The following is a 23633-nucleotide window of genomic DNA, read 5'->3' on the forward strand; positions in this document are numbered from 1 at the left end:
GCAAGTGACAGTTCACATTGAAGGAAAGGAGAAACCTAATGGAACTGTCGGGGCGAGGACACGCCCGCTGAATAGAATTAGTGAGAGTGTGGAACTACTCGCCCTTGGCGACAAAGACCGAGGACGAAACCTATTAACCTATACTCTCAACTCATGATGATATTTTACACTTTTTTATTGAATTTGTAAATACCGTTACATATGTTTTTACACTTTAAGCCAACTATTTTAGTTGCAACTAAACTACTATGCAGTCTCACAAAAAACTTTCTTCAACATATCAGCAACAACTTCAACAGGTACGCCATTACCGTACGTGTCAAATGTGATAGTGCGGGAGGCGTGCCCCATGACAGCTTGGGCATGGAGTACGGACACTCCTTTTGTTTGCATCAATGATGCCAGTGAATGACGTAATGAATGGAACACTAGGCCGCGCTCATAGGTGTCTGTAAGAGCAGCGGGGATACCTTGTTGATTCACCCACTCACCTGAGGGTCTGTATCCAAACTGAGCAAGCTCCGTTACGTCCTCCGCTCGGCATGTATTGACGTACCGCAAAAATGCAGCAAGATCGAATCCGTAAGCACCGTCAGTGAGTGGCACCAATCGCTTACTCTGTTTGTTCTTGATCGACTTCCCTTCACCATTCTCATTGATGTGAATGGCTACGACCCCTGAGTCAGTTACTACAACGTCACTCATCGTCAGCTGACATATTTCCTTCAGGCGCCCACCAGTGATGATCCCCAAGCTGAGCAGCCAGCGTTTCCATGAGGTTTCTGGAAGGCCGTTTGCATAGTTCATCAGCTTGCTCACCTGAGCTTGGGAGAGAACGCCTTGCGGGTAGACTCAACCCCCTTAGTCAACTTCAGTTTCTTGTCGTATGTCTTGCTCAGGTGCCCATTCTCGACAGCCCATGCGAGCACAGCTGACAGCTTCACAATCAACTTGTTTACCGTTGAGGGCATCCGCCCTACTGACAGACGCTCCCGGAAGGCCACTAGGTCTGCTCTGGAATGGTTTCTCAAGTCCAACCCATCCAGATGTTCGGTAATGACCTTGTGGCAAAGATTCGTTTCCTTCAGGGTCGTGGGCTTTTGATCACCACCACGATCAGCCATGTAAAGTTGAGCGAGTGCATCGAAAGTCATCGGGGTTCCCGCCGGTTCTGCGCTCACCACCTCTCTATACGGTGTTTGCGCTGGCGAAGGGTTAACACCAACGTTTCGGTACATGTCCCCCCAATGGCGTAGTGGGTGGCCGTCATCAGCAGACACCAGCGTACTACTCACCAATTTCAACAGATGCTCCCGCAGCTCGTTCCATGAAGCGTCAGGACGATCCAAGTGGAACGATTGAAGCGATGCCGTGAGACGGCCAGATGCCTGCATTGCCCATCTGCGATCAGTGGTCTTCAGAGAGACAGACACCGCCCTCTTCACGCTGCCAGTCACGCGAAGGCGTAGGTAGTAGATTCCGTGTCGTCGGTAGTGGTACGGACTCGCCAACCGGCACGTTGGCCTCAAGACAAGCGTGCGATTTGTGACAGCACTTGTGACAGGGTGCTCCTGTAGAAGGTCGTTCATGATGGTTAAGCCCTTGTAACCATTGGGTTAACCCTTTCCCTCTTTGTCGTTCTGGATGTATTGCCGGGAGGATTTGCGCAAGTTGAAGCGCATTACCCTGCTGTGGGATTACATCCGGGCGGTGACCGAGGCGAATGCGCCGTTGTTGATGGGGCAAACCCGCGAGATGCGCTTTGCCCAGGACTGATGGGCCTGCGCATTTCCGAAGGCAACACAGCCCCTGTAGGAGCGGGCTTGCCCGCGAACACCGGCAAAGCCGGTGCCAGACAGCGCGTTGCCTGCTTCGCGGGCACGCCCGCGCCTACAGGGGATATGTGACAGCCCGAGCGGCAACGATCAGTAGGATGCGACCACGATGGACACTCGACGGTTCTCGGTACGCCCGGCGCTGGTGCGGTTGTCCGCCACCGGCTGGCTGCTGCCCAGGCCACGGCTCTGAATGTTCTGCGCCTGCATGCCAATCCCCACCAGCGCCTTGGTCACGCTTTGCGCGCGGCGCTCGGACAGCTGCTGGTTATACGCCGCCTTGCCCGACGAGTCGGCATGCCCGTCCACCCGCACGCCCTGGATACCAACGCCGAGCAGCGCCTTGCCGATGCGCTCGACAATCGCCTGGCTCTGGCCATTGAGGCTGTCCAGATCGCTGCCGAACAACACTTTGCCAGACAAGTCGTAGGCCCAACCTTCATCGGTCGGGGTGAAACCTTCGCGCTTGAGCACGGCAATCTGTTCTGGGGTAAGGCCTTTCGGGGGGGCGCTCTGGCAACCCGTCAGCGCCAGCATGGCGAGCAACAAGGCCCAAAGCGGAAAACGTAAAGCTTGCATCACGGGTTCAACTCCTGTTCCTGATTTCGTTGGCGGACCGTTCCGTCTGCGCCAGTTGCCAATGGCCACGGCGTTCGCGCTTGGCCTGGTACATTGCCGCATCGGCGGCATTGAGAAGACTGGCGGGGTCAGCGCCGTCATCCGGGTAATAGGCAATACCGACACTCAGCGAGGTGGAGATACTGCGGCCACTGTCCAGTTGCACCGGCAGCTTCATGCTGGCAACGATCTTCTCGGCAATGTGTTCGGCGTCCTTGCGCGTATGCAACGGCGTCAACAGCACGGCAAACTCGTCGCCCCCCAGGCGCGCCACCAGATCGTGCTCGCGCAGTTGGGCGCGCACACGTTCGGCCACGCTGATCAACACCTCGTCACCCACGGCGTGGCCGAGGGTGTCGTTGATCTGCTTGAAGTGGTCGCTGTCGAGGAACAGCAGTGCCAGGTGGTCCTGCTGACGCGCCGCATTCCGCACGCTGCGGCTCAGGCGTCCTTCAAAGAAGGCGCGGTTGGGCAAGCCGGTCAGGCTGTCGTGGCTGGCCTGATGGGCAAGGGTCTGGTTTTCGCTCTGCAGGTGGCTATGCCACACCTCCAGTTCATCCAGCAGGGCATTGAAGTCATTACCCAGCTCGTTCAGCTCGGCAATCGGCGCTTCTGGTACGCGCCGGTCGAAGCTGCGCTCGCGGCGGGCGGCATGGGCGACACTGGCCAGGCCACGCAGCGGGCGGGTGATATCGCTGAGCAGGCGCCGCGACAGATACTGGGCAGCCAGGGCGCTGAGGACCGTGCAGAACAGGATACCGGCCAAGCCACTGAGCAGGAACAGCAACAGGCTCCTGCCCTGGCCTGCCAGTTCGATATGCCCGACCTGCTGTTGCTGGTGCACGATCGGCAGAATGACCGGCTCATCCAGCAAGGTGCTGGCAACCTGCACCTCCAGCTGCGCGAGCATGCCGGTATTGTCGCGTTGCCAGTGCGCCAGTTGCTCGCCCTCGTTGTTGAAGACCTTGGCCTCGGCCACTTCTTCGGTACTGGCAATCAACGCCAGCGATTCATTGGCGGCGGCGCTGTCATCGAACACCACCGCCGCCTCTACCGTGTAATTGATCGAGCGGGCGATCAACTGCAGGTTATGGTTGGCATAGACACGCAGGGCGAGCACGCCCAGCAGGGTGAGGGAGATACCCGCCAGGCCAACGGCAAGCAAGGCGACGCTAAGGTGACCACGGCCCAGCACCGAGCGCAGGGTCGGGCGCACGGTACGCTTGCGGGTCGGTTTCATGGCTGCTCCGCCCGGCGCCGCGACAATTGCAGCACGCTGGGGTGAATACGCACGCCAGAGCGTGCCACCGAGTCGAGATTGACTTCAAAGGCCACCTGCTGGTCGCTGACCCGCAGGCAGAACAGGCTGCCGACCGTGCAGGGGTCATCCGCCTCGCTGATGCTCAGCACCGGGTGGCCGCCGATACGCTGGAACAGCCGATCCCGCTGGCCCTGGTCAAGCTTGCCAATGTAGAGGGCATCGCAGGCCTGGGCGACCTGGGTGTCTTCTGCCAGCAAGCGCCGCACCTGCAGCGGCCGGCCGGACTCCTGGACATGGCCCTTGATGAGATCGTCGGCGTACTCGGTCGGGCCGACCAGGCACAGGCGCAAAGGAGAGGGTTCGACGGGCCAGCGGGCGTAACTGAAGATACCCAGTACTACCTGGGTGACTGCCTTGGCGCGTTGCTGTGCCTGGGCGGCGGTTGTGCCGGGGTCTGCCCGGGCAGCGCCTGCAGAAAGGAGCAGGACGGCCAGCAATAGCGAAAGCGCACAGCTTGTCACTCGCCTTGCGGCCACGTTCATGTGGGAAATCCCTTTAAGCCCCTTCCGATATCGGCGCAACGATAGCACATGGCCGCTTTAATGTATGAGCCTGCAGCCACGTGTAATGGGTGTCATGGCCCTAGACCTGCTCGAGCATCAACCCGGAAATACGCCGTACTTTGCGCGCCACCGCTTCTTCGAAAATGCCTTGGCGTGGCTCGACCAGGCTGAAGCAGTGCTTGGCCCGAGTGATGCCGGTGTACACCAGTTCCTTGGTCAGCACCGGGTTGAGCGCATCCGGCAGCACCAGGGCAGTGTGGCTGAACTCCGAGCCCTGGGACTTGTGCACGGTCATGGCGAATACCGTTTCCACTTCGTTGAGCCGGCTCGGCAGAACGAACCGCACACCACCACTGCCGTCGTTGCGCGGGAAGGCCACACGCAGCAGCGGCTGGCCCTGCTCATCCGGCAGGCGCAGGGCTATACCGATGTCACCGTTCATCAGGCCCAGGCCGTAGTCGTTGCGGGTCACCAGCACCGGGCGTCCTTCGTACCAAGGCTGCTGGCTGTCGATCAGACCGGCATTGTGCAGCACCCGCGCCACCCGTTCATTCAGGCCTTCGACCCCCCAGGCGCCCCGGCGCACCGCGCACAGCAACTGGAAATCCTCGAAACTGCGCAACACCTTGCCCGCCCATTGCTCCCAGGCGGGGTCGTCAAAGGCGGTATCAAGTGCTGGCCGGTAACGCCCAAGGGTGCGCAGGTAGCTGCGGTAGCCTTGCGGTCCATCGGTACCGCGGTTCAGACCGTCCAGTAACAGGCGGTCGAAAGCACGATCCTGCTCGTGCTTGAGCGACAGGCTGTGCACGTCAGCAGGCGGCGCGGCCAGCAGGTTGCGCGCCGCGTGAGCATCCTGACGATTGACCAGTCTGGCCAACTGGCCAATACCGCTGCCTTCACCGAATCGCCGTGAAAAACGCAGCATCACCACCTGCTGAGCCAACGGGTGGCGCTGCTCATTGCCGGCCTTGAGGCCACTGCCGGCCAGCGACTCGCCACTGACCTGCTGAAGCCACGCTGCAGTCGCCGGCGAGTAAAAGCCCTCCTCAGCATCCCGGCATAGGTCACCCAGCACCGCGCCGGCCTCGACCGAAGCCAACTGGTCCTTGTCGCCCAGCAGCACCAGACGCGCCCGCGGCGGCAGGGCATCGAGCAGGTTGGCCATCATTTCCAGGTCGATCATCGACGCTTCGTCGACCACCAGCACATCCAACGGCAACGGGTTGCCAGCATGATGGCGGAAGTGCCGCGAGCCTGGGCGGCTGCCGAGCAGGCGATGCACGGTGCTGACTTCAGTAGGGATTTGCCCGCGTACTTCGGCGCTGACTTGCAGGCGCTCGACTTGCTGGCCAATGGATTCGGTCAGGCGCGCAGCGGCCTTGCCGGTCGGTGCAGCCAGGCGGATGCGCAGTGGCCTGCCCTGCTCCACTGCCGGCGCCTGCAGCAACGCCAGCAGGCGCACCACGGTGGTCGTCTTGCCGGTGCCGGGGCCACCCGTGATGATGCTGAAACCGGCACGGGTGGCCAAGGCACAGGCGAGCTTCTGCCAGTCCACCTGGCCAGCTGGCGCGCCGCCCTCGAACAGTTGCGCCAGGCGCTCTGGCAGGTCTGAAGGGGGGGCTTCGGCCTGACTCAGGCGCTGGCGCAGGGCATGGTCGATGCGCCGTTCGTAACGCCAGTAACGGCGCAGGTAAAGGCGCTCGCCACTGCGTACCAGCGGCCGCGCTTGCTGGCCAGGCGTATCACCTGCGGCCACCAGCGGGCTGGCGACGATGCGCTCAAGCCAGGCATTCAAGTCAAGGTTGGCCAGCAGTTGCGATGGCAGTAGCAAAGGGCCGATAAGGGCGTCACCTTCCGGCGGCAACGACAGGGCGAAATCAGGCTCGGCCAAGGTTTGTTGCAGGTCGAGGCAGACATGTCCGTGCCCCAGTTGGTGGCTGGCCAGCGCTGCCGCCAGCAGTAGCAAGGGATCACTGCCGGGGGCGCGCTCTTCCAGGAACGACACGAATGCGCGGTCCAGAGCTCGTAGCCAGCCCCGCTCAACCCAACGGTCGAGTAATTGCAGCAGGTCAGCGCTGTTGTGCTGCGGTGCCAGTGCCAGCAGGTGCTCTGCGTGCAACGGGGTGGGCAACAGGTCGACAAGGCTTCGGCTCATGGCGCAACTCCGGCAAACAGGTCCTGCTGTACCGGCGCGTGCTCGCCACGGAACAGTGCATCGAGGCTTTCGATCAGCTCACGCGGTGGCTTGGCGTGGTACACGCCGTGGCCGCTGCTGCTGGCACCGCGCAGGAAGATGAACAGGGCGCCGCCAACATGGCGGTCATAATCGTAGTCCGCCAGCCGCGCGCGCAACTGGCGGTGCAGGGCCAGCAGGTACAGCACATACTGCAGGTCGTAGCGGTGCTCAAGAATCGCCTTTTCCATGGCCATGGCATCGTAGGCCTGGATGTCCGCACCCAGCCAGTTGGACTTGTAGTCGGTCACGTAGTAACGCCCGTCCAGCTCGAACGCCAGGTCGATGAACCCTTTGAACATGCCGTTGAGCACGGTCGGCTGCGCAGCTGGGCGCGCCAGACCGGGGTGGGTATGGCGTGCCACCAGGCGATCGAGTTGTTCTGCGTCGACCCGGTGGCTGGCGAACCAGAACTCCATTTCGATCTGGTAATGACGCAGCTGGCCCAGCGTTACGCTCTGGTCGCTGCCCGGCAGCGGCAACGCCTCGCCCAGCAAACGTTGCATCCAGTGGCTCAGGGTGGGGATCCAGCCGGCCCAGTCACGGCGATTGCAGCGCTGGCCAACGGTGCGCTCAATCAGTTGAGGGTTACCGCTGACCTCGCTGAAGCCCTCACGGCCTGCCCACTCCAGCAAACCATGGAGGAAGGTGCCGGGGTTAGGCCCCCGCGGGAAGCGATGGATATCGCCGCTGTCGGCGGGGACCTCGCGCAACACCTGGGCATCGGGCACCTCGTCATCCAGCAGTTGCTGTGCCTGCGAGCTGTCGGCGCCGAGGGTCTGATCGCCGACACGAAGGGCACTGTAGGAAGCGATCCACCAGTGCTCGGCAGCCGCATGGCGTGGCCTGCGTGCTGGCAGCAGCTCACGTTCGGCGTATGGCATGCGATATATCTGCTCATCCGCCTGCGGCAGGCCTGGGCAAGTGATGTGCGGGCAACTTGCCCAGGCCTGCAACCAGTCCGTCAGCTGCGCCGAGCCAGCCAAGGCAAGGCCGCCCCCCAGCAGGTAGCCAAACGCCGAGCGGTGCAGCTGCGAGCTCTTCTGATTACCGCGCTTGAGGTCGGCGACACCCAGCCAGCAAGCATGCTGGGCGCGGGTCAGGGCCACGTAGAGCAGGCGCAGGTCTTCGGCCAGGCGCTCGTCGTCAGCGCGCTCGATCTGCTCCTGGTCAGGTGTGAGGGTGAGGTGGGCGTTACCTTCGCTGTCATGCCAGGCCAGCGGTAGACGGCTACCATCCACCGGTTTGCTGGTGCAGATGAATGGCAGGTAGACCAAGGGATATTCCAGGCCCTTGGACTTGTGGATGGTCACCACCTTGACCAACTGTTCGTCGCTCTCCAGGCGCAGGATCTGCTCTTCACCGGCCTGACCGGAACTGGCCAGATGCTCGGCCAGGTGGCGGATAAGCGCCTGTTCGCCGTCCAGTTCGCCGGCGGCCTGCTGCAGCAGCTCGGCCAGGTGCAGCAGGTTGGTCAGCACCCGCTCGCCATCGCTGCGGCGGATCAGCGTGCGCGGTAGCTGGAAGTCATGCAGCAGGTGGCGCAACATCGGCAACACCCCCTGGCGCTGCCAGGTGTCGCGGTAAAGGCGAAAGCGCATCACCCAGCTCTCCCAGACCCGCTCGTCCTGGTTAAGCCGGTCCAGCGCAGCCAGCGACAGGCCCAGTGTAAGGCTGGCCAGAGCAGCCTTGAGCAGGCGCTCCGAGTCAGGCTCGGCGCAGGCCTTGAGCCAGGCCAGCAGGTCGTGGGCTTCCTGGGCGGCAAACACCGAGTCCTTGTCGGACAGGTAGACGCTGCGCACCTCGCGTGCGGCCAGTTCGGCGCGGACCATCTGCGCCTCATGGCCATCGCGCACCAAGATGGCGATGTCCGAGGGCAAGCAGGCGCGCAATTCGCCTTCGGCATTCTGGAAGCCCGCCGTGCCCTGCTGGCCGCCATTGAGCAAGGCCACAATATGGCTGGCGCAACTGGCGGCCAGTTGCTGGCGGTAAACGCTGCTGGAGACTGGCTCTTCACTTTCCAGCTGCCAGCATTGCAAGGCTGCACTGACTTCACCGTCAATCAGCAGCTGTTCGCCCCGCCCCTTGGCGCGCACCTCGATGAATGGCAGCGGGTTGTCATCGGCCTCGCGGAACAGGAATGCACCCCGCCCCGCTTCACGCGCCTCGGCCTGCAGGAACACCTGGTTGACCGCCGCCACCATGGCTTTGCTGGAGCGGTAGTTGGTGTCCAGGCTGTGCAGGCGGCCGCTGGTAGCGCGTCGCGCGGCAAGGTAGGTGTAGATGTCGGCACCCCGGAAGGCGTAGATCGCCTGCTTGGGGTCGCCGATCATGAACAGGCCGGTTTCTGCGCGATTTTCGCTGATCTGGTAGATGCGCTCGAAAATGCCGTACTGAACCGGGTCGGTGTCCTGGAATTCGTCGATCAGCGCTACCGGGAACTGCTCACGGATCAGGCTGGCCAGGCGCTCGCCGGCCTCGCTGGCGAGCGCGTGCTGCAAGCGCACGAGCATGTCGTCGAAGCCCATTTCTGCACGCCGACGCTTCTCCACTTCGAAACGTGCCGATACCCAACTGGCCGCGTGCTCGAGCAGAGGGGCATCCGGGCTGTCCAGGGCCTGCAGTTGTTGCTGCAAGTGCTGCATGGCGTTGAGGGCTGGGTGCTCGGGAGGTTCTCCCTTCCAGGCCTCGGCCATGCCCGCCGGGGTCAGCCGGGTAAAACCGGTGCCCAAGTCGAGCTCTACCAGTTGCTCATCGCTGGCCCAAGCGCAGAGCTTGTCGAACCAGGGCTCGAAGTAACGGGCTTGCATCTTGCGGCCGTCGACCTGCTTGGCGGCTAGCGCCTCGCGGCAGATTTGCCGCAGTTCCTCGGCCCACTGTGCCCATGGTGCCTTGATCCGGGCCAACTGTGCGCCACGTTGCTGCAGCGATGCCTGGATCAATGCAGCGGGCTCTGGCCCATCCTGCTGGGCGCGCACACGGCCGAACAGTGGGCGAATGCGTGGCAGCAAAGCGTCGGGGCTCCCCCAGTTGCCGCGCACCCAGGCCAGTGCGTCCCCTTGCATCCCATAGCAGAAGCGCCGCCAGTAATCGCGCATGACCTGGCCCAACAACTCGCTGTGGTCGGTTTCCAGGGTCTGGGTGAACAGGCTGCCGCTGTCGAAGGCATGCTCGCGCAGCATGCGCTGGCACCAGCCATGGATGGTCGATACCGCAGCCTCGTCCATCCACTGCACGGCGATTTCCAACCGGCCGGCGCAACGCGGCCAGTTCTCTTGTGGGTAATCGTCACGCAGTTGGTGCAACAGCGGATCGGCGTCTTCCAGTTCGCCACGGAAGAACCGTGCGGCTTCAGCCAGGCGGGCGCGGATACGCTCGCGCAGCTCTTTGGTGGCGGCGTCGGTGAAGGTCACCACGAGGATCTGCGGTGGCAGCAGCTCGCGCTCGAAGCCCTGTTCGCCACCGTGACCGAGGATCAGGCGCAGGTACAGCGCCGAAATGGTAAAGGTCTTGCCCGTGCCGGCGCTGGCTTCGATCAGCTGGCTACCGTGCAGGGGGAAACTCAGTGCCAGAGGACGGTCCTGGGTCATGCGCCTTTCTCCGGGTTGCCCAAGGTCTGCCAAGGGGCGGTGAACAACGGGCGGTACAAGGTCTCGCACCAGCCTTCAAACGTTTCGTCAGCGGTGAGTGCTGCAAAATCTCGGAACTGGCGAGCCAGCGCAATGCTTTCACTTCGCTCGCCAAAACTGGTGCGTTCGTCGCCTTCGTAGGCGCGAGCTGCTGCGGCCATGGCTTTATCGGCATCGTCCTGGGCCAACCAGGCGAACGCGGTCTTGGCCGCGACTGGCAACGGCGCATTCATTGCCGCCTGACGGGCCACCAACAGGTCGCCCAGCAGTTGCGCGGACAGCGCTTGCGGCAGCGGTGCAAGCAACAGGGTCAGGTCACTGGCTACCAATGCACTGTTATAGGGGTAGCCCGCTGCACAGGCCGCCAGGTGCGTAACCCAGGGCGCGATAAGACGGTGCCACTTCAGGTTGTTGCGCCCGGCACTGATGGTGTTGGGTACTGTGGTGATACTGAGAAGGCTCTGATCTTCCGCCTGGAACACCCGGCCCAGCCAGCCCTCCAGACGGTGCTGACCGTGCTCGAAATGCACCGGTAAAGCGCCCTCGACCAGCTGTGGCCAGCGTTGCAGCAATTGTTGGTGACGTTGCAGCAGGTCCGGCAGCGGTTCGATCAATTCGTTTTGCAGCAGTTCGCCGAAACCGGCTAGCGGCAGCAAACCGCAGGCCTGCAGGCGTCGGGCCTGGGCGCGCAAGGCCTGTTCAGCGTTGTCCGGTTCGGCCAAGGCGGCGCCAAGCAGGCTTTCACTGGCGCCGTAACGTTGCAGGGTATCGAGGACGAAGGGCTCTTCGTCCGGGGTCGGCGCTTCCAGCGCCTCAAAGTACACCTTCAAGCGCTGGCTGAAGAAGTGCCGTACCGGGTGGCGCAAGAAGTCATTCAGCTGGTGCAGACTCAGGGCTTCGGCGTCCTGATAAGGCGGCAAGCCCGGCTCGCTCTGCTCGTCTGCCTCACCTTGCTGGTGCAGCACCTGCCATTCATGGGCATAGCTGAACAATGGGCTGCCCTTCTGGAAGTACCGAGGGCTGAACGGTTGCAGCGGGTGCTCCTGGGTCAGTGCGTGCAACAGTTGCTCGCCCGGTTTCGCGGGCTGGCCCTGCTGCGCGTCGGCCAAATGCCAGCCCGCAGCGATGTGATCGCGCAACTGGCCGATCAGCACCGAGGCCGGGCGTTCGCTATTGTCGCGGATACTGCGCCCGACCCAGCTGACATACAGTTGGTCACGTGCTGACAGTAGCGCTTCAAGCAACAGGTAACGGTCGTCTTCGCGGCGTGAGCGGTCGCCCGGGCGATAGTCGCTGGCCATCAGGTCGAAGTCCAGCGGTGGCTGCGCACGCGGGTAATCGCCATCGTTCATGCCCAGCAGGCAGACCACCCTGAACGGGATCGCGCGCATGGGCATGAGTGTGCAGAAGTTGACCGAGCCAGCGAGGAAACGTTGCGACAGCTTGCCCTGATCAAGGCCCGACAACCAGGCTTCACGCACCACGGTAAGCGGTAGCGGGTCGTGCAGGCCGACGGTCTCGCACACCTCAAGCCAGCTATCGCGCAGATCCTGCAACTGCATCAACAGGAATTCATCACCCTCGTCCTCGGCGAGGAAGAACACGTGCAGCAAGGCATGCAGTCGCTCGCCCCACTGGCTGACGGTGGCAGGCTCGGACAGGGCCTGGCAGGCGACTTCGAGCGCATCGAGCAACGCGACCAGCGGGCCGATCAGTGCCGCGTCCAGGCCACCGATTTCATCGTAGGGTTCAATGCCATCACAGGCCTCACCCACCCCCACGGCATAACCCAACAGCATGCGGCGCAGGCCGAAACGCCAACTGTTCTGTTCGAGCCCGGCGGGCAAGCCCAGGCTCGCCCGCTGTGCGGCGTCAAGGCCCCAACGAATGCCAGCGCCCTCGATCCAGCGATGCAGCGTGGGCAGGTCGTTTTCGCGGATGCCGAAGCGGGCGCGGACTGCCGGCACGTCCAGCAGGTCGAGCACTTCGCTGACCGCGAAGCGGCTGTCAGGCAGTTTGAGCAGGTGCTCAAGCGCGATCAGCAAAGGCTCGCGACCACGCTGGCCCTGGTCTGTCAGGGTGAACGGGATGTAGCGCGGGTCGTTGCGCTGCAACTGGCCGAAGACGGCGCGGATATGCGGCGCATACGTGTCGATGTCCGGCAGCATGACGATTACGTCGCGCGGGCGCAAAGTCGGGTCGGCGCTGAAGCGGGCCAACAGCTGGTCGTGGAGGATTTCCACTTCACGTTGCGGGCTGTGCGCGATATGGAAGCGAATCGAGCGGTCTTTTGTGGTGTCGACTGGCGGCCACCGTTCGCGGCTCTCGGCGAGCGGGCGCAATTCCAGGATGTCGTCCTGCAGTTCGTTGAGCAGCGTGGTGGGCGAACCGTCGCTGAACAGGTCGATACGGCCGTCGCTGAACACGCCCTGGTAGCTGCCTGGGTCATCATAGCTGTCGAGCAGGTTGATGTAGTCGCGGCCTTGTTTACCCCAGGCAGCCAGCAATGGGTGGGCATGCTGGTGCAGCGTCTGGTCGTCCAGTTGCAGGGGCATGCCTTGCTTGCGTTGCTGGCGTTTGTACTGGTGGCGCAACAGGTCCTTGTCGGCGACGATATCGGCCCAGTGGTGGCGGCATGGGTTGTGTACGCACAGCAATACCTGACTGAAACGCGACAGGCCTGCCAGCGCTTCCAGGGCCTGGGCCGGCAGCGAAGAGATACCGAACACGATCACCCTCGGTGGCAGCCCTGCAGGCGCCTGCTCCAGGCTGTTGATGCGCTCGATGAAACGTTGGTGTACCCCGGCGCGGCTTTGCGCCATGCCTTGCTCGCCAACATCCTCCAGCAATGCTCGCCACAACTCGGCTTGCCAGCGGTTGCCTGGCGGCAGAACTTTGCGCTCGCCGCGGGCCGTGTTGATGACGTGCTCACCAGTGGCCCAGTCCTTGAGCCAATCGGCGCGGTAGACCTGATACTGGTCGAACAGGTCGGCCAAGCGCTCGGCGAGCTGGTAGCGCTTGCGCAAGTCACTGTCATCGGTGAGGAAGCGCCGCAGTGGCTCGAAATGCGGGCGCTCGATGAGCGCTGGCAACAGGCGCATCAGCCGCCAGGTCAGGGGTGCCTTGTCGAGCAGAGACACTTCGGGGATTTCGCTACGGCCAAGCACGCTGCGGTAGAGCTGCCACATAAAGCTACCGGGCAGTTGCACATCGATTGCAGCGGCGATGCCGCAGCCGCCTTGGTCATCTTCCAGCGGATCTTCAGCCAGGGCCAGCTTGAGCCATTGGGCGATGCCATTGCTTTGCACCAGGGCAATTTCGTTTTCCAGAGGCGCCAGCGGGTAGCGACGCATCCAGCTCACTACCAGGCTACGCAGGTCGTCGAGGCGGTTGCCGTGGACGATCATGAAGCCAGGGTGGAGATGGGCGGTGTTGAGCATCGGAAGGTCTCTGGAGGCGCTGATGGCTGAGAGGGGAACGATATCACGCGTACATGAAACGGCCGAATGCCATCAGGCTGCGGGAGCGGCCGTGCCCGCTCCCGCAGCGATTCGCGCAGGTCGAGTTTTTTGCCCACAAAGACAAAACCCCTACCTGCATGCGCAGATAGGGGTTTTGCGAAATGAATCTTGACGATGACCTACTCTCACATGGGGAAACCCCACACTACCATCGGCGATGCATCGTTTCACTACTGAGTTCGGGATGGGATCAGGTGGTTCCAATGCTCTATGGTCGTCAAGAAATTCTGTTGCCAGAATGTCCAGATGGACAGCCCAGCGAATCCGGATATGCGATATTTGTGGTCTTACGAATTTTCGGGTCTTTCGTCTTCACCACCGCAATCTGCGTCAGCAAATTGCTTGGGTGTTATATGGTCAAGCCTCACGGGCAATTAGTATTGGTTAGCTCAACGCCTCACAGCGCTTACACACCCAACCTATCAACGTCGTAGTCTTCGACGGCCCTTTAGGGGATTCAAGATCCCAGTGAGATCTCATCTTGAGGCAAGTTTCCCGCTTAGATGCTTTCAGCGGTTATCTCTTCCGAACATAGCTACCCGGCAATGCCACTGGCGTGACAACCGGAACACCAGAGGTTCGTCCACTCCGGTCCTCTCGTACTAGGAGCAGCCCCTCTCAAATCTCAAACGTCCACGGCAGATAGGGACCGAACTGTCTCACGACGTTCTAAACCCAGCTCGCGTACCACTTTAAATGGCGAACAGCCATACCCTTGGGACCGGCTTCAGCCCCAGGATGTGATGAGCCGACATCGAGGTGCCAAACACCGCCGTCGATATGAACTCTTGGGCGGTATCAGCCTGTTATCCCCGGAGTACCTTTTATCCGTTGAGCGATGGCCCTTCCATACAGAACCACCGGATCACTAAGACCTACTTTCGTACCTGCTCGACGTGTTTGTCTCGCAGTCAAGCGCGCTTTTGCCTTTATACTCTACGACCGATTTCCGACCGGTCTGAGCGCACCTTCGTACTCCTCCGTTACTCTTTGGGAGGAGACCGCCCCAGTCAAACTACCCACCATACACTGTCCTCGATCCGGATAACGGACCTGAGTTAGAACCTCAAAGTTGCCAGGGTGGTATTTCAAGGATGGCTCCATGAGAACTGGCGTCCCCACTTCAAAGCCTCCCACCTATCCTACACAAGCAAATTCAAAGTCCAGTGCAAAGCTATAGTAAAGGTTCACGGGGTCTTTCCGTCTAGCCGCGGATACACTGCATCTTCACAGCGATTTCAATTTCACTGAGTCTCGGGTGGAGACAGCGCCGCCATCGTTACGCCATTCGTGCAGGTCGGAACTTACCCGACAAGGAATTTCGCTACCTTAGGACCGTTATAGTTACGGCCGCCGTTTACCGGGGCTTCGATCAAGAGCTTCGCTTGCGCTAACCCCATCAATTAACCTTCCGGCACCGGGCAGGCGTCACACCCTATACGTCCACTTTCGTGTTTGCAGAGTGCTGTGTTTTTAATAAACAGTCGCAGCGGCCTGGTATCTTCGACCGGCATGGGCTTACGGAGCAAGTCCTTCACCCTCGCCGGCGCACCTTCTCCCGAAGTTACGGTGCCATTTTGCCTAGTTCCTTCACCCGAGTTCTCTCAAGCGCCTTGGTATTCTCTACCTAACCACCTGTGTCGGTTTGGGGTACGGTTCCCAGTTATCTGAAGCTTAGGAGCTTTTCTTGGAAGCATGGTATCAACCACTTCGTCGCCTAAAGGCAACTCGTCATCAGCTCTCGGCCTTGAAATCCCGGATTTGCCTAAGATTTCAGCCTACCACCTTAAACCTGGACAACCAACGCCAGGCTGGCCTAACCTTCTCCGTCCCTCCATCGCAATAACTGGAAGTACAGGAATATTAACCTGTTTTCCATCGACTACGCTTTTCAGCCTCGCCTTAGGGACCGACTAACCCTGCGTCGATTAACGTTGCGCAGGAAACCTTGGTCTTTCGGCGTGCGAGTTTTTCACTCGCATTGTCGTTACTCATGTCAGCATTCGCACTTCTGATACCTCCAGCAAGCTTCTCAACTCACCTTCACAGGCTTACAGAACGCTCCTCTACCGCATCATCATAAGATGATACCCGTAGCTTCGGTGCATGGTTTGAGCCCCGTTACATCTTCCGCGCAGGCCGACTCGACTAGTGAGCTATTACGCTTTCTTTAAAGGGTGGCTGCTTCTAAGCCAACCTCCTAGCTGTCTAAGCCTTCCCACATCGTTTCCCACTTAACCATGACTTTGGGACCTTAGCTGACGGTCTGGGTTGTTTCCCTTTTCACGACGGACGTTAGCACCCGCCGTGTGTCTCCCATGCTCGGCACTTGTAGGTATTCGGAGTTTGCATCGGTTTGGTAAGTCGGGATGACCCCCTAGCCGAAACAGTGCTCTACCCCCTACAGTGATACATGAGGCGCTACCTAAATAGCTTTCGAGGAGAACCAGCTATCTCCGAGCTTGATTAGCCTTTCACTCCGATCCACAGGTCATCCGCTAACTTTTCAACGGTAGTCGGTTCGGTCCTCCAGTCAGTGTTACCTAACCTTCAACCTGCCCATGGATAGATCGCCCGGTTTCGGGTCTATACCCAGCGACTAAACGCCCTATTAAGACTCGCTTTCGCTACGCCTCCCCTATTCGGTTAAGCTCGCCACTGAATATAAGTCGCTGACCCATTATACAAAAGGTACGCAGTCACCTAACAAAGTAGGCTCCCACTGCTTGTACGCATACGGTTTCAGGTTCTATTTCACTCCCCTCTCCGGGGTTCTTTTCGCCTTTCCCTCACGGTACTGGTTCACTATCGGTCAGTCAGTAGTATTTAGCCTTGGAGGATGGTCCCCCCATATTCAGACAAAGTTTCTCGTGCTCCGTCCTACTCGATTTCATTGATAAGAGATTTTCGTGTACGGGGCTATCACCCACTATGGCCGCACTTTCCAGAGCGTTCCACTAATCTCAAACCAACTTAAGGGCTGGTCCCCGTTCGCTCGCCACTACTAAGGGAATCTCGGTTGATTTCTTTTCCTCAGGGTACTTAGATGTTTCAGTTCCCCTGGTTCGCCTCTTGCACCTATGTATTCAGTACAAGATAACCAGCTTGTGCTGGCTGGGTTCCCCCATTCAGAGATCTCTGGATCACAGTCTGTTTGCCGACTCCCCAAAGCTTATCGCAGGCTACCACGTCTTTCATCGCCTCTGACTGCCAAGGCATCCACCGTATGCGCTTCTTCACTTGACCATATAACCCCAAGCAATCTGGTTATACTGTGAAGACGACATTCGCCGAAAATTCGTACGTTGCTCTTTCGAGCAGAACTCACAAATTTTACCTTAGCCTGATCCACCAGCAGTGAAACTGGTGTTCAGTCTATATCTATCACATATCCGAATTTTTAAAGAACGATCTGACAAAAGTCAGAAATCAACATTCGACACGAATGCTCATTTCTGAGTTTGATCAAGGTACAGCAAGTGGTGGAGCCAAGCGGGATCGAACCGCTGACCTCCTGCGTGCAAGGCAGGCGCTCTCCCAGCTGAGCTATGGCCCCGCATATTGGTAGGTCTGGGCAGATTTGAACTGCCGACCTCACCCTTATCAGGGGTGCGCTCTAACCAACTGAGCTACAGACCTATATAGGGTCTTGATCGTCTTCGACAATGAATCAAGCAATTCGTGTGGGAGCTCATCAGCAGGCTGATGTCGTCGATTAAGGAGGTGATCCAGCCGCAGGTTCCCCTACGGCTACCTTGTTACGACTTCACCCCAGTCATGAATCACACCGTGGTAACCGTCCTCCCGAAGGTTAGACTAGCTACTTCTGGTGCAACCCACTCCCATGGTGTGACGGGCGGTGTGTACAAGGCCCGGGAACGTATTCACCGCGACATTCTGATTCGCGATTACTAGCGATTCCGACTTCACGCAGTCGAGTTGCAGACTGCGATCCGGACTACGATCGGTTTTGTGAGATTAGCTCCACCTCGCGGCTTGGCAACCCTCTGTACCGACCATTGTAGCACGTGTGTAGCCCAGGCCGTAAGGGCCATGATGACTTGACGTCATCCCCACCTTCCTCCGGTTTGTCACCGGCAGTCTCCTTAGAGTGCCCACCATAACGTGCTGGTAACTAAGGACAAGGGTTGCGCTCGTTACGGGACTTAACCCAACATCTCACGACACGAGCTGACGACAGCCATGCAGCACCTGTGTCAGAGTTCCCGAAGGCACCAATCCATCTCTGGAAAGTTCTCTGCATGTCAAGGCCTGGTAAGGTTCTTCGCGTTGCTTCGAATTAAACCACATGCTCCACCGCTTGTGCGGGCCCCCGTCAATTCATTTGAGTTTTAACCTTGCGGCCGTACTCCCCAGGCGGTCAACTTAATGCGTTAGCTGCGCCACTAAAATCTCAAGGATTCCAACGGCTAGTTGACATCGTTTACGGCGTGGACTACCAGGGTATCTAATCCTGTTTGCTCCCCACGCTTTCGCACCTCAGTGTCAGTATCAGTCCAGGTGGTCGCCTTCGCCACTGGTGTTCCTTCCTATATCTACGCATTTCACCGCTACACAGGAAATTCCACCACCCTCTACCGTACTCTAGCTTGCCAGTTTTGGATGCAGTTCCCAGGTTGAGCCCGGGGCTTTCACATCCAACTTAACAAACCACCTACGCGCGCTTTACGCCCAGTAATTCCGATTAACGCTTGCACCCTCTGTATTACCGCGGCTGCTGGCACAGAGTTAGCCGGTGCTTATTCTGTCGGTAACGTCAAAACAGCAAGGTATTAGCTTACTGCCCTTCCTCCCAACTTAAAGTGCTTTACAATCCGAAGACCTTCTTCACACACGCGGCATGGCTGGATCAGGCTTTCGCCCATTGTCCAATATTCCCCACTGCTGCCTCCCGTAGGAGTCTGGACCGTGTCTCAGTTCCAGTGTGACTGATCATCCTCTCAGACCAGTTACGGATCGTCGCCTTGGTGAGCCATTACCCCACCAACTAGCTAATCCGACCTAGGCTCATCTGATAGCGCAAGGCCCGAAGGTCCCCTGCTTTCTCCCGTAGGACGTATGCGGTATTAGCGTTCCTTTCGAAACGTTGTCCCCCACTACCAGGCAGATTCCTAGGCATTACTCACCCGTCCGCCGCTGAATCAAGGAGCAAGCCCCCGTCATCCGCTCGACTTGCATGTGTTAGGCCTGCCGCCAGCGTTCAATCTGAGCCATGATCAAACTCTTCAGTTCAATACTGCTTGGGTTTTTAAGAAACCCTAAACTTGGCTCAGCAATCTCAAATGACTATGTGATTTCTCGCATGGTCACTTGTGATGCTGATAATCTTTTTGACTATCAGTCCGTACTCACAAGCACCCACACGAATTGCTTGATTCAATTTGTTAAAGAGCGTTTGGTTAAGAGCTTTTCGTCTCAACCGAGGCGCGCATTCTACGCTTTCCTCAGAGCCTGTCAATCGTTTATTTTGAAGTTTTTTGCGAGAAACTCGTTTAGCTTCAAACACTTGGCTCGCTGCGATCTCTCGTAGCGGGAGGCGAATCATACAGCACTTGGAAGCGCTGTCAACCATCATCTCAACCGCTGGCGATCATTTGATCGTAGCCCTTACAGCATCTTCAGAAGCGTCTAACTCATTGAATTTCAAGGAGTTTGTCGTTCCGTTGTCGCTGGAAGTGGGGCGCATTATAAGGGGATTCGAGAGGGCGTCAACCTTTAATTTCAAGAAAGTGACATATAAGGGGAAAAGACCGTATCGGGGCTGCCAAGTGTTCGCCACAACAGTTTCAGCGCCTGTGAGATCGAGCGCCGCCCGCGCGGCGCTTCGCGGGTAAACCCGCTCCTACGTTTGTTTCAGGCCAATTATGCCTGTGGGATTCGCGCGCGAACGCTTTGGTGCCTGTCTCGATATCGCGTCGTACCAACAAGGCGGTCGCGCGCGCCAGGCACAGGAGGGACTGGCCCGAAACAAACGTAGGAGCGGGTTTACCCGCAAAGCGCCGCGCGGGCGGCGCTCGGTCTCATAGGCGGTGAATGTCTCAAGCCGGACGCGGGCGGCGCCCGATCTCATAGGCGGTGAATGTCTCAAGCCGGACGCGCGCGGCGCTCGATCTCGCTGGCGCCAGAGAAACAAAGGCGGGCACCCTCCCACAGCCATTGCTAACTCAAGACAGGCCCTTGGCAGCCCCATCCCTCTCTCAAACCGCCCTACCCTGCTTCCTGGCAACCCTGGGAAGCGCCCGCGCAACAGCAGGTATCCGCAAGACCATCAACACAGCCCCAATAAACGCATAGATCGCCCATTCCCGAAGGTCGGAACGCACGATCCACAGGAAATGCAGCAAGCCCAACCCAAGCACCGCGTACACCAACCTGTGCAGCTTCTTCCACCGCGCCCCCAGCCGCCGTTGGCTGTACCGGTTCGAGGTGACCGCCAGCGCCAGCAACCCCAAGAACCCCAGCGCCCCCACAATAATGTAGGGGCGCTTGCGCAACTCCACCGCCAACTGCCCCCAATCCAACCCTAGAATGAAAAACAGGTAGGCCAGAATATGCAGCACTATATAGGCGAACACCCATAACCCCAGCTGCCGGCGAACCACGATCCAGCCAGACCAGCCCGTCAGCTTCTGCAGTGGCGTCATGCTCAAGGTCACCAACAGGAAGGTAAGCGCCCCAAGCCCAAGGCGATCCATCATGATCTTCCCGGGATCAGGCCCCAGCAGGTTCATCGCCGCTTCATATAGCCACCACACCGGGAACAGGCAGCCTACGACAAAGATGGCCAAGCGAAACCAGGGGTAACGCATCAGTAGTTCTTCCGCAGATCGAGCCCGGTATACAGCGACGCCACTTCATCAGCATAGCCATTGAACATCTGCGTCTCCCGCACATTGGGGCTGAACAACCCGCTGGGCAAGCGACGTTCGCGCGCCTGGCTCCAGCGCGGGTGGTCGACTGTCGGGTTCACATTGGCGTAGAAACCATATTCATCCGGCGCCAGCCCTTCCCAGGTAGTGCCGGGCTGCTCCGCTACCAGGCTGATGCGCACAATCGACTTGATGCTCTTGAAGCCATACTTCCAAGGCACCACCAAACGCAACGGCGCACCGTTCTGGTTGGGCAGTTCCCGGCCGTACATACCCACTGCGAGAATTGCCAGCGGGTGCATCGCCTCATCCAGGCGCAACCCTTCTCTATAAGGCCAGTCGATCAAGGCGAAGCCAGAACGCTGCCCCGGCATATGCTGCGGATCCTTCAGCGTTTCGAAACGCACATAACGCGCACTGGAAGTCGGCTCGACCTGCTTGAGCACCTGAGCCAAAGGGAACCCCAGCCACGGAATGACCATCGACCACGCCTCTACGCAGCGCAGCCGATAGATCCGCTCCTCAAGCTGATAGGGTTTGACGAAGTCCTCCAGTGCATAGCGTCCGGGCTTGCCAACCTCACCATCCACCACAATGGACCACGGTTCGGTCTTCAGGCTGTCGCCATTGGCCGCCGGGTCGCCCTTGTCGGGCCCGAACTCGTAGAAGTTGTTGTAGTGAGTGGCGTCCTTGAACGGCGTAATCGCCTCGTCCTTCACCGTCACCGCCTGCCAGCGCGTGGCCGCGAGCTTGTCAGTGAACCAGGCCGGCGCGGCCCCAGCCTGCACATCGGCATAACGCGACATTTGCGCCGCGCCCACACCGCCCGGCAATGCGCCTAGCGCCAAGCCAGCCAATGAGCCACCCAGCAGGGCTCGACGGGAAAGGTAAATGCCTTCGGGGGTGATCTCCGACGCCTTGCACTCGGAAGACCTGGGAAGCTTGATAAGCATGAACGGCTCCATAGCACTGAGTAACGGATGTACCAGTAAGACTATGGAGCCGTGAGGTTATTCCAGCGTTAAGTGATTTTCACGCTTTGCGACGGCGCGCCTTCAGCAGGAACTGGATCGGCCCCGATGCTGCATAGGCAAGGAAGATCAACAGCAGGATACGCGGCGGGTCGCTGAACACGACGGCAAACACCAGCACCACCGCCAGGATCGCCACGAACGGGACGCGCCCCTTGAGGTCCAGCTCCTTGAAACTGTTGTACTTGATGTTGCTGACCATCAGCATGCCAGCAGCAGCCACCAGCAGCGCGACCAGGAACGACAGCTTGGAGCCCTGGATGCCGTAGTCGCTGAACGCCCATACGGTGCCCGCCACCACACCTGCGGCAGCCGGGCTGGCCAGGCCGATGAAGTAGCGCTTGTCGGCGGTACCGACCTGGGTATTGAAGCGCGCCAGGCGCAACGCGGCGCCGGCCACATAGATGAAAGCAACCATCCAGCCGACCTTGCCCATGTCACCCAGCGCCCAGCCGAAGGCCAGCAAAGCCGGGGCCACGCCGAAGGCGACCATATCCGACAGCGAGTCATACTCGGCACCGAAGGCACTCTGGGTATTGGTCATGCGCGCAACGCGGCCGTCCAGGCCGTCGAGCACCATGGCCACGAAGATGGCGATAGCGGCAAAAGCGAAGTACTTGCTCGCCTCGCGCGGGTCGCCGGCACTCAGGGCGCTCTGTGCGCTCATCGAGCTGATGATGGAATAGAAACCGGCAAACAGGTTGGCGGTGGTAAACAGGTTGGGCAGCAGGTAGATGCCGCGGTGGCGCACCTTGCGGCCTTCGGCGTCATGCCCTTCTTCAACGTGCTCATCGACAGGTAGCAGGCTTTCGGCGTCGGAGGGCTTGTTCGGCTCTTCGGGACGTTCGCTCATGGAGGGTACCTTGCAACAGGATGGAAAATGTTCGACACGGGCCCGCGAAACAGGTTCTGACAGCGAGCCACTGGTCTGCTTTATACCAGAAGCTGGATGCCAGAACGAAAAAACGCGGCCGAAGCCGCGTTTTTCATCTATCGATAAGACTTAGTTCTTGGTCTTGTCGACGATTTTGTTAGCCGAGATCCACGGCATCATCGAGCGCAGCTGCTCGCCGATGATTTCGATGCCGTGAGCGGCGTTGTTGCGGCGCTTGGCGGTCATCGATGGGTAGTTGGTAGCACCTTCGGAGATGAACATCTTCGCGTACTCGCCGTCCTGGATGCGCTTCAGAGCATTGCGCATGGCCTTGCGGGATTCTTCGTTGATGACTTCCGGGCCAGTGACGTACTCACCGTATTCGGCGTTGTTGGAGATCGAGTAGTTCATGTTGGCGATGCCGCCTTCGTACATGAGGTCTACGATCAGTTTCAGCTCGTGCAGGCACTCGAAGTAGGCCATTTCCGGCGCGTAGCCAGCTTCGACCAGGGTTTCGAAACCGGCTTTGACCAGCTCGACGGTACCGCCACACAGAACAGCCTGCTCACCGAACAGGTCGGTTTCGGTTTCGTCCTTGAAGGTGGTTTCGATGATACCGGTACGGCCACCACCCACGCCCGAAGCGTAGGACAGTGCGACGTTCTTGGCGTTGCCGGAAGCGTCCTGGTAGATAGCGATCAGGTCAGGGATGCCGCCGCCTTTGACGAACTCGGAGCGAACGGTGTGGCCCGGGGCTTTCGGCGCGATCATGATCACGTCGAGGTCGGCACGCGGAACAACCTGGTTGTAGTGGATCGAGAAACCGTGAGAGAAGGCCAGGGTAGCGCCCTTCTTGATGTTCGGCTCGATTTCGTTCTTGTACAGAGCGCCCTGGAACTCGTCCGGGGTCAGGATCATGACCAGGTCAGCCGCAGCGACAGCGGTAGCAACGTCGGCAACTTTCAGGCCGTGGGCTTCAGCCTTGGCAACGGTAGCCGAACCTTTACGCAGACCGACGGTAACGTCTACACCGGAGTCTTTCAGGTTGCACGCCTGAGCGTGGCCCTGGGAGCCGTAACCGATGATGGCGACTTTCTTACCCTGGATGATGGAAAGGTCGCAGTCTTTATCGTAGAAAACTTTCATGAAAATACCCCTGGTTATATCTCGGCCCCTGC

At 59.5% G+C, this 23633-nt stretch carries 12 protein-coding genes, 2 tRNA genes, 3 rRNA genes and 1 pseudogene; 1 reads left to right on the forward strand and 17 read right to left on the reverse strand.

Annotation, left to right across the window (positions count from 1 at the left end):
• Positions 1-246: 246 nt before the first annotated feature.
• Together ACZ889_RS00100 and ACZ889_RS00105 are read right to left on the reverse strand one after the other, a co-directional pair.
• Positions 247-807, reverse strand: a complete 561-nt coding sequence (locus ACZ889_RS00100; RefSeq protein ID WP_476257093.1) for a tyrosine-type recombinase/integrase — start codon at positions 805-807, stop codon at positions 247-249.
• Positions 808-815: 8 nt separating this feature from the next.
• On the reverse strand, positions 816-1154 hold the full coding sequence (locus tag ACZ889_RS00105) for a hypothetical protein (RefSeq protein ID WP_476257094.1): 339 nt from the start codon (positions 1152-1154) through the stop codon (positions 816-818).
• A gap of 484 nt (positions 1155-1638) precedes the next feature.
• Here ACZ889_RS00105 and ACZ889_RS00110 point away from each other — a divergent pair.
• Positions 1639-1776 (forward strand): annotated as a pseudogene (locus ACZ889_RS00110) (LysR family transcriptional regulator); the annotation flags it as partial.
• Between the two features lie 149 nt (positions 1777-1925).
• On the opposite strand, the gene yfiB reads toward ACZ889_RS00110, so the two are convergent.
• The 15 genes from yfiB to ilvC form a co-directional block, all read right to left on the reverse strand.
• Positions 1926-2417 carry an outer membrane lipoprotein YfiB gene (gene yfiB / locus ACZ889_RS00115; RefSeq protein ID WP_014754448.1) on the reverse strand — a complete coding sequence of 164 codons (492 nt, stop codon included), beginning with the start codon at positions 2415-2417 and terminating at the stop codon, positions 1926-1928.
• 4 nt (positions 2418-2421) lie between these two features.
• Complete coding sequence (dgcN, locus tag ACZ889_RS00120; RefSeq protein WP_047604334.1) at positions 2422-3693, reverse strand: diguanylate cyclase DgcN/YfiN; 1272 nt, start codon at positions 3691-3693, stop codon at positions 2422-2424.
• Positions 3690-4256 carry a regulatory sequestration protein YfiR gene (gene yfiR / locus ACZ889_RS00125; protein ID WP_014859459.1) on the reverse strand — a complete coding sequence of 189 codons (567 nt, stop codon included), beginning with the start codon at positions 4254-4256 and terminating at the stop codon, positions 3690-3692. Before yfiR ends, dgcN begins: the two co-directional genes overlap by 4 nt.
• Positions 4257-4356: 100 nt before the next feature.
• Positions 4357-6432, reverse strand: a complete 2076-nt coding sequence (gene recD / locus ACZ889_RS00130; protein WP_476257095.1) for an exodeoxyribonuclease V subunit alpha — start codon at positions 6430-6432, stop codon at positions 4357-4359.
• On the reverse strand, positions 6429-10100 hold the full coding sequence (gene recB, locus ACZ889_RS00135) for an exodeoxyribonuclease V subunit beta (protein WP_476257096.1): 3672 nt from the start codon (positions 10098-10100) through the stop codon (positions 6429-6431). The genes recD and recB overlap by 4 nt, the downstream gene beginning before the upstream one ends.
• Positions 10097-13579, reverse strand: coding sequence for an exodeoxyribonuclease V subunit gamma (gene recC / locus ACZ889_RS00140; protein WP_476257097.1), 3483 nt, complete (start codon positions 13577-13579; stop codon positions 10097-10099). The genes recB and recC overlap by 4 nt, the downstream gene beginning before the upstream one ends.
• Before the next feature lie 187 nt (positions 13580-13766).
• Positions 13767-13882, reverse strand: a 5S ribosomal RNA gene (gene rrf / locus ACZ889_RS00145).
• Positions 13883-14013: 131 nt separating this feature from the next.
• Positions 14014-16906 (reverse strand): 23S ribosomal RNA (locus tag ACZ889_RS00150).
• A gap of 234 nt (positions 16907-17140) precedes the next feature.
• Positions 17141-17216, reverse strand: a tRNA-Ala gene (locus ACZ889_RS00155).
• Positions 17217-17222: 6 nt separating this feature from the next.
• Positions 17223-17299, reverse strand: a tRNA-Ile gene (locus tag ACZ889_RS00160).
• A gap of 77 nt (positions 17300-17376) precedes the next feature.
• Positions 17377-18913 (reverse strand): 16S ribosomal RNA (locus ACZ889_RS00165).
• Together the 16S, 23S and 5S rRNA genes with 2 tRNA genes alongside form the textbook arrangement of a ribosomal RNA operon.
• A 965-nt stretch (positions 18914-19878) precedes the next feature.
• On the reverse strand, positions 19879-20490 hold the full coding sequence (gene msrQ, locus ACZ889_RS00170; RefSeq protein WP_108078770.1) for a protein-methionine-sulfoxide reductase heme-binding subunit MsrQ: 612 nt from the start codon (positions 20488-20490) through the stop codon (positions 19879-19881).
• Positions 20490-21503: a protein-methionine-sulfoxide reductase catalytic subunit MsrP gene (gene msrP, locus ACZ889_RS00175; protein WP_014860198.1), complete on the reverse strand. Its 1014-nt coding sequence runs from the start codon at positions 21501-21503 to the stop codon at positions 20490-20492. The genes msrQ and msrP overlap by 1 nt, the downstream gene beginning before the upstream one ends.
• 79 nt (positions 21504-21582) lie before the next feature.
• Positions 21583-22434 carry a CDP-diacylglycerol--serine O-phosphatidyltransferase gene (gene pssA / locus ACZ889_RS00180; RefSeq protein ID WP_003250045.1) on the reverse strand — a complete coding sequence of 284 codons (852 nt, stop codon included), beginning with the start codon at positions 22432-22434 and terminating at the stop codon, positions 21583-21585.
• Positions 22435-22584: 150 nt separating this feature from the next.
• Positions 22585-23601 carry a ketol-acid reductoisomerase gene (ilvC, locus tag ACZ889_RS00185; RefSeq protein ID WP_003250043.1) on the reverse strand — a complete coding sequence of 339 codons (1017 nt, stop codon included), beginning with the start codon at positions 23599-23601 and terminating at the stop codon, positions 22585-22587.
• Positions 23602-23633 lie beyond the last annotated feature (32 nt).

Source organism: Pseudomonas sp. TE3895, from assembly GCF_056278855.1.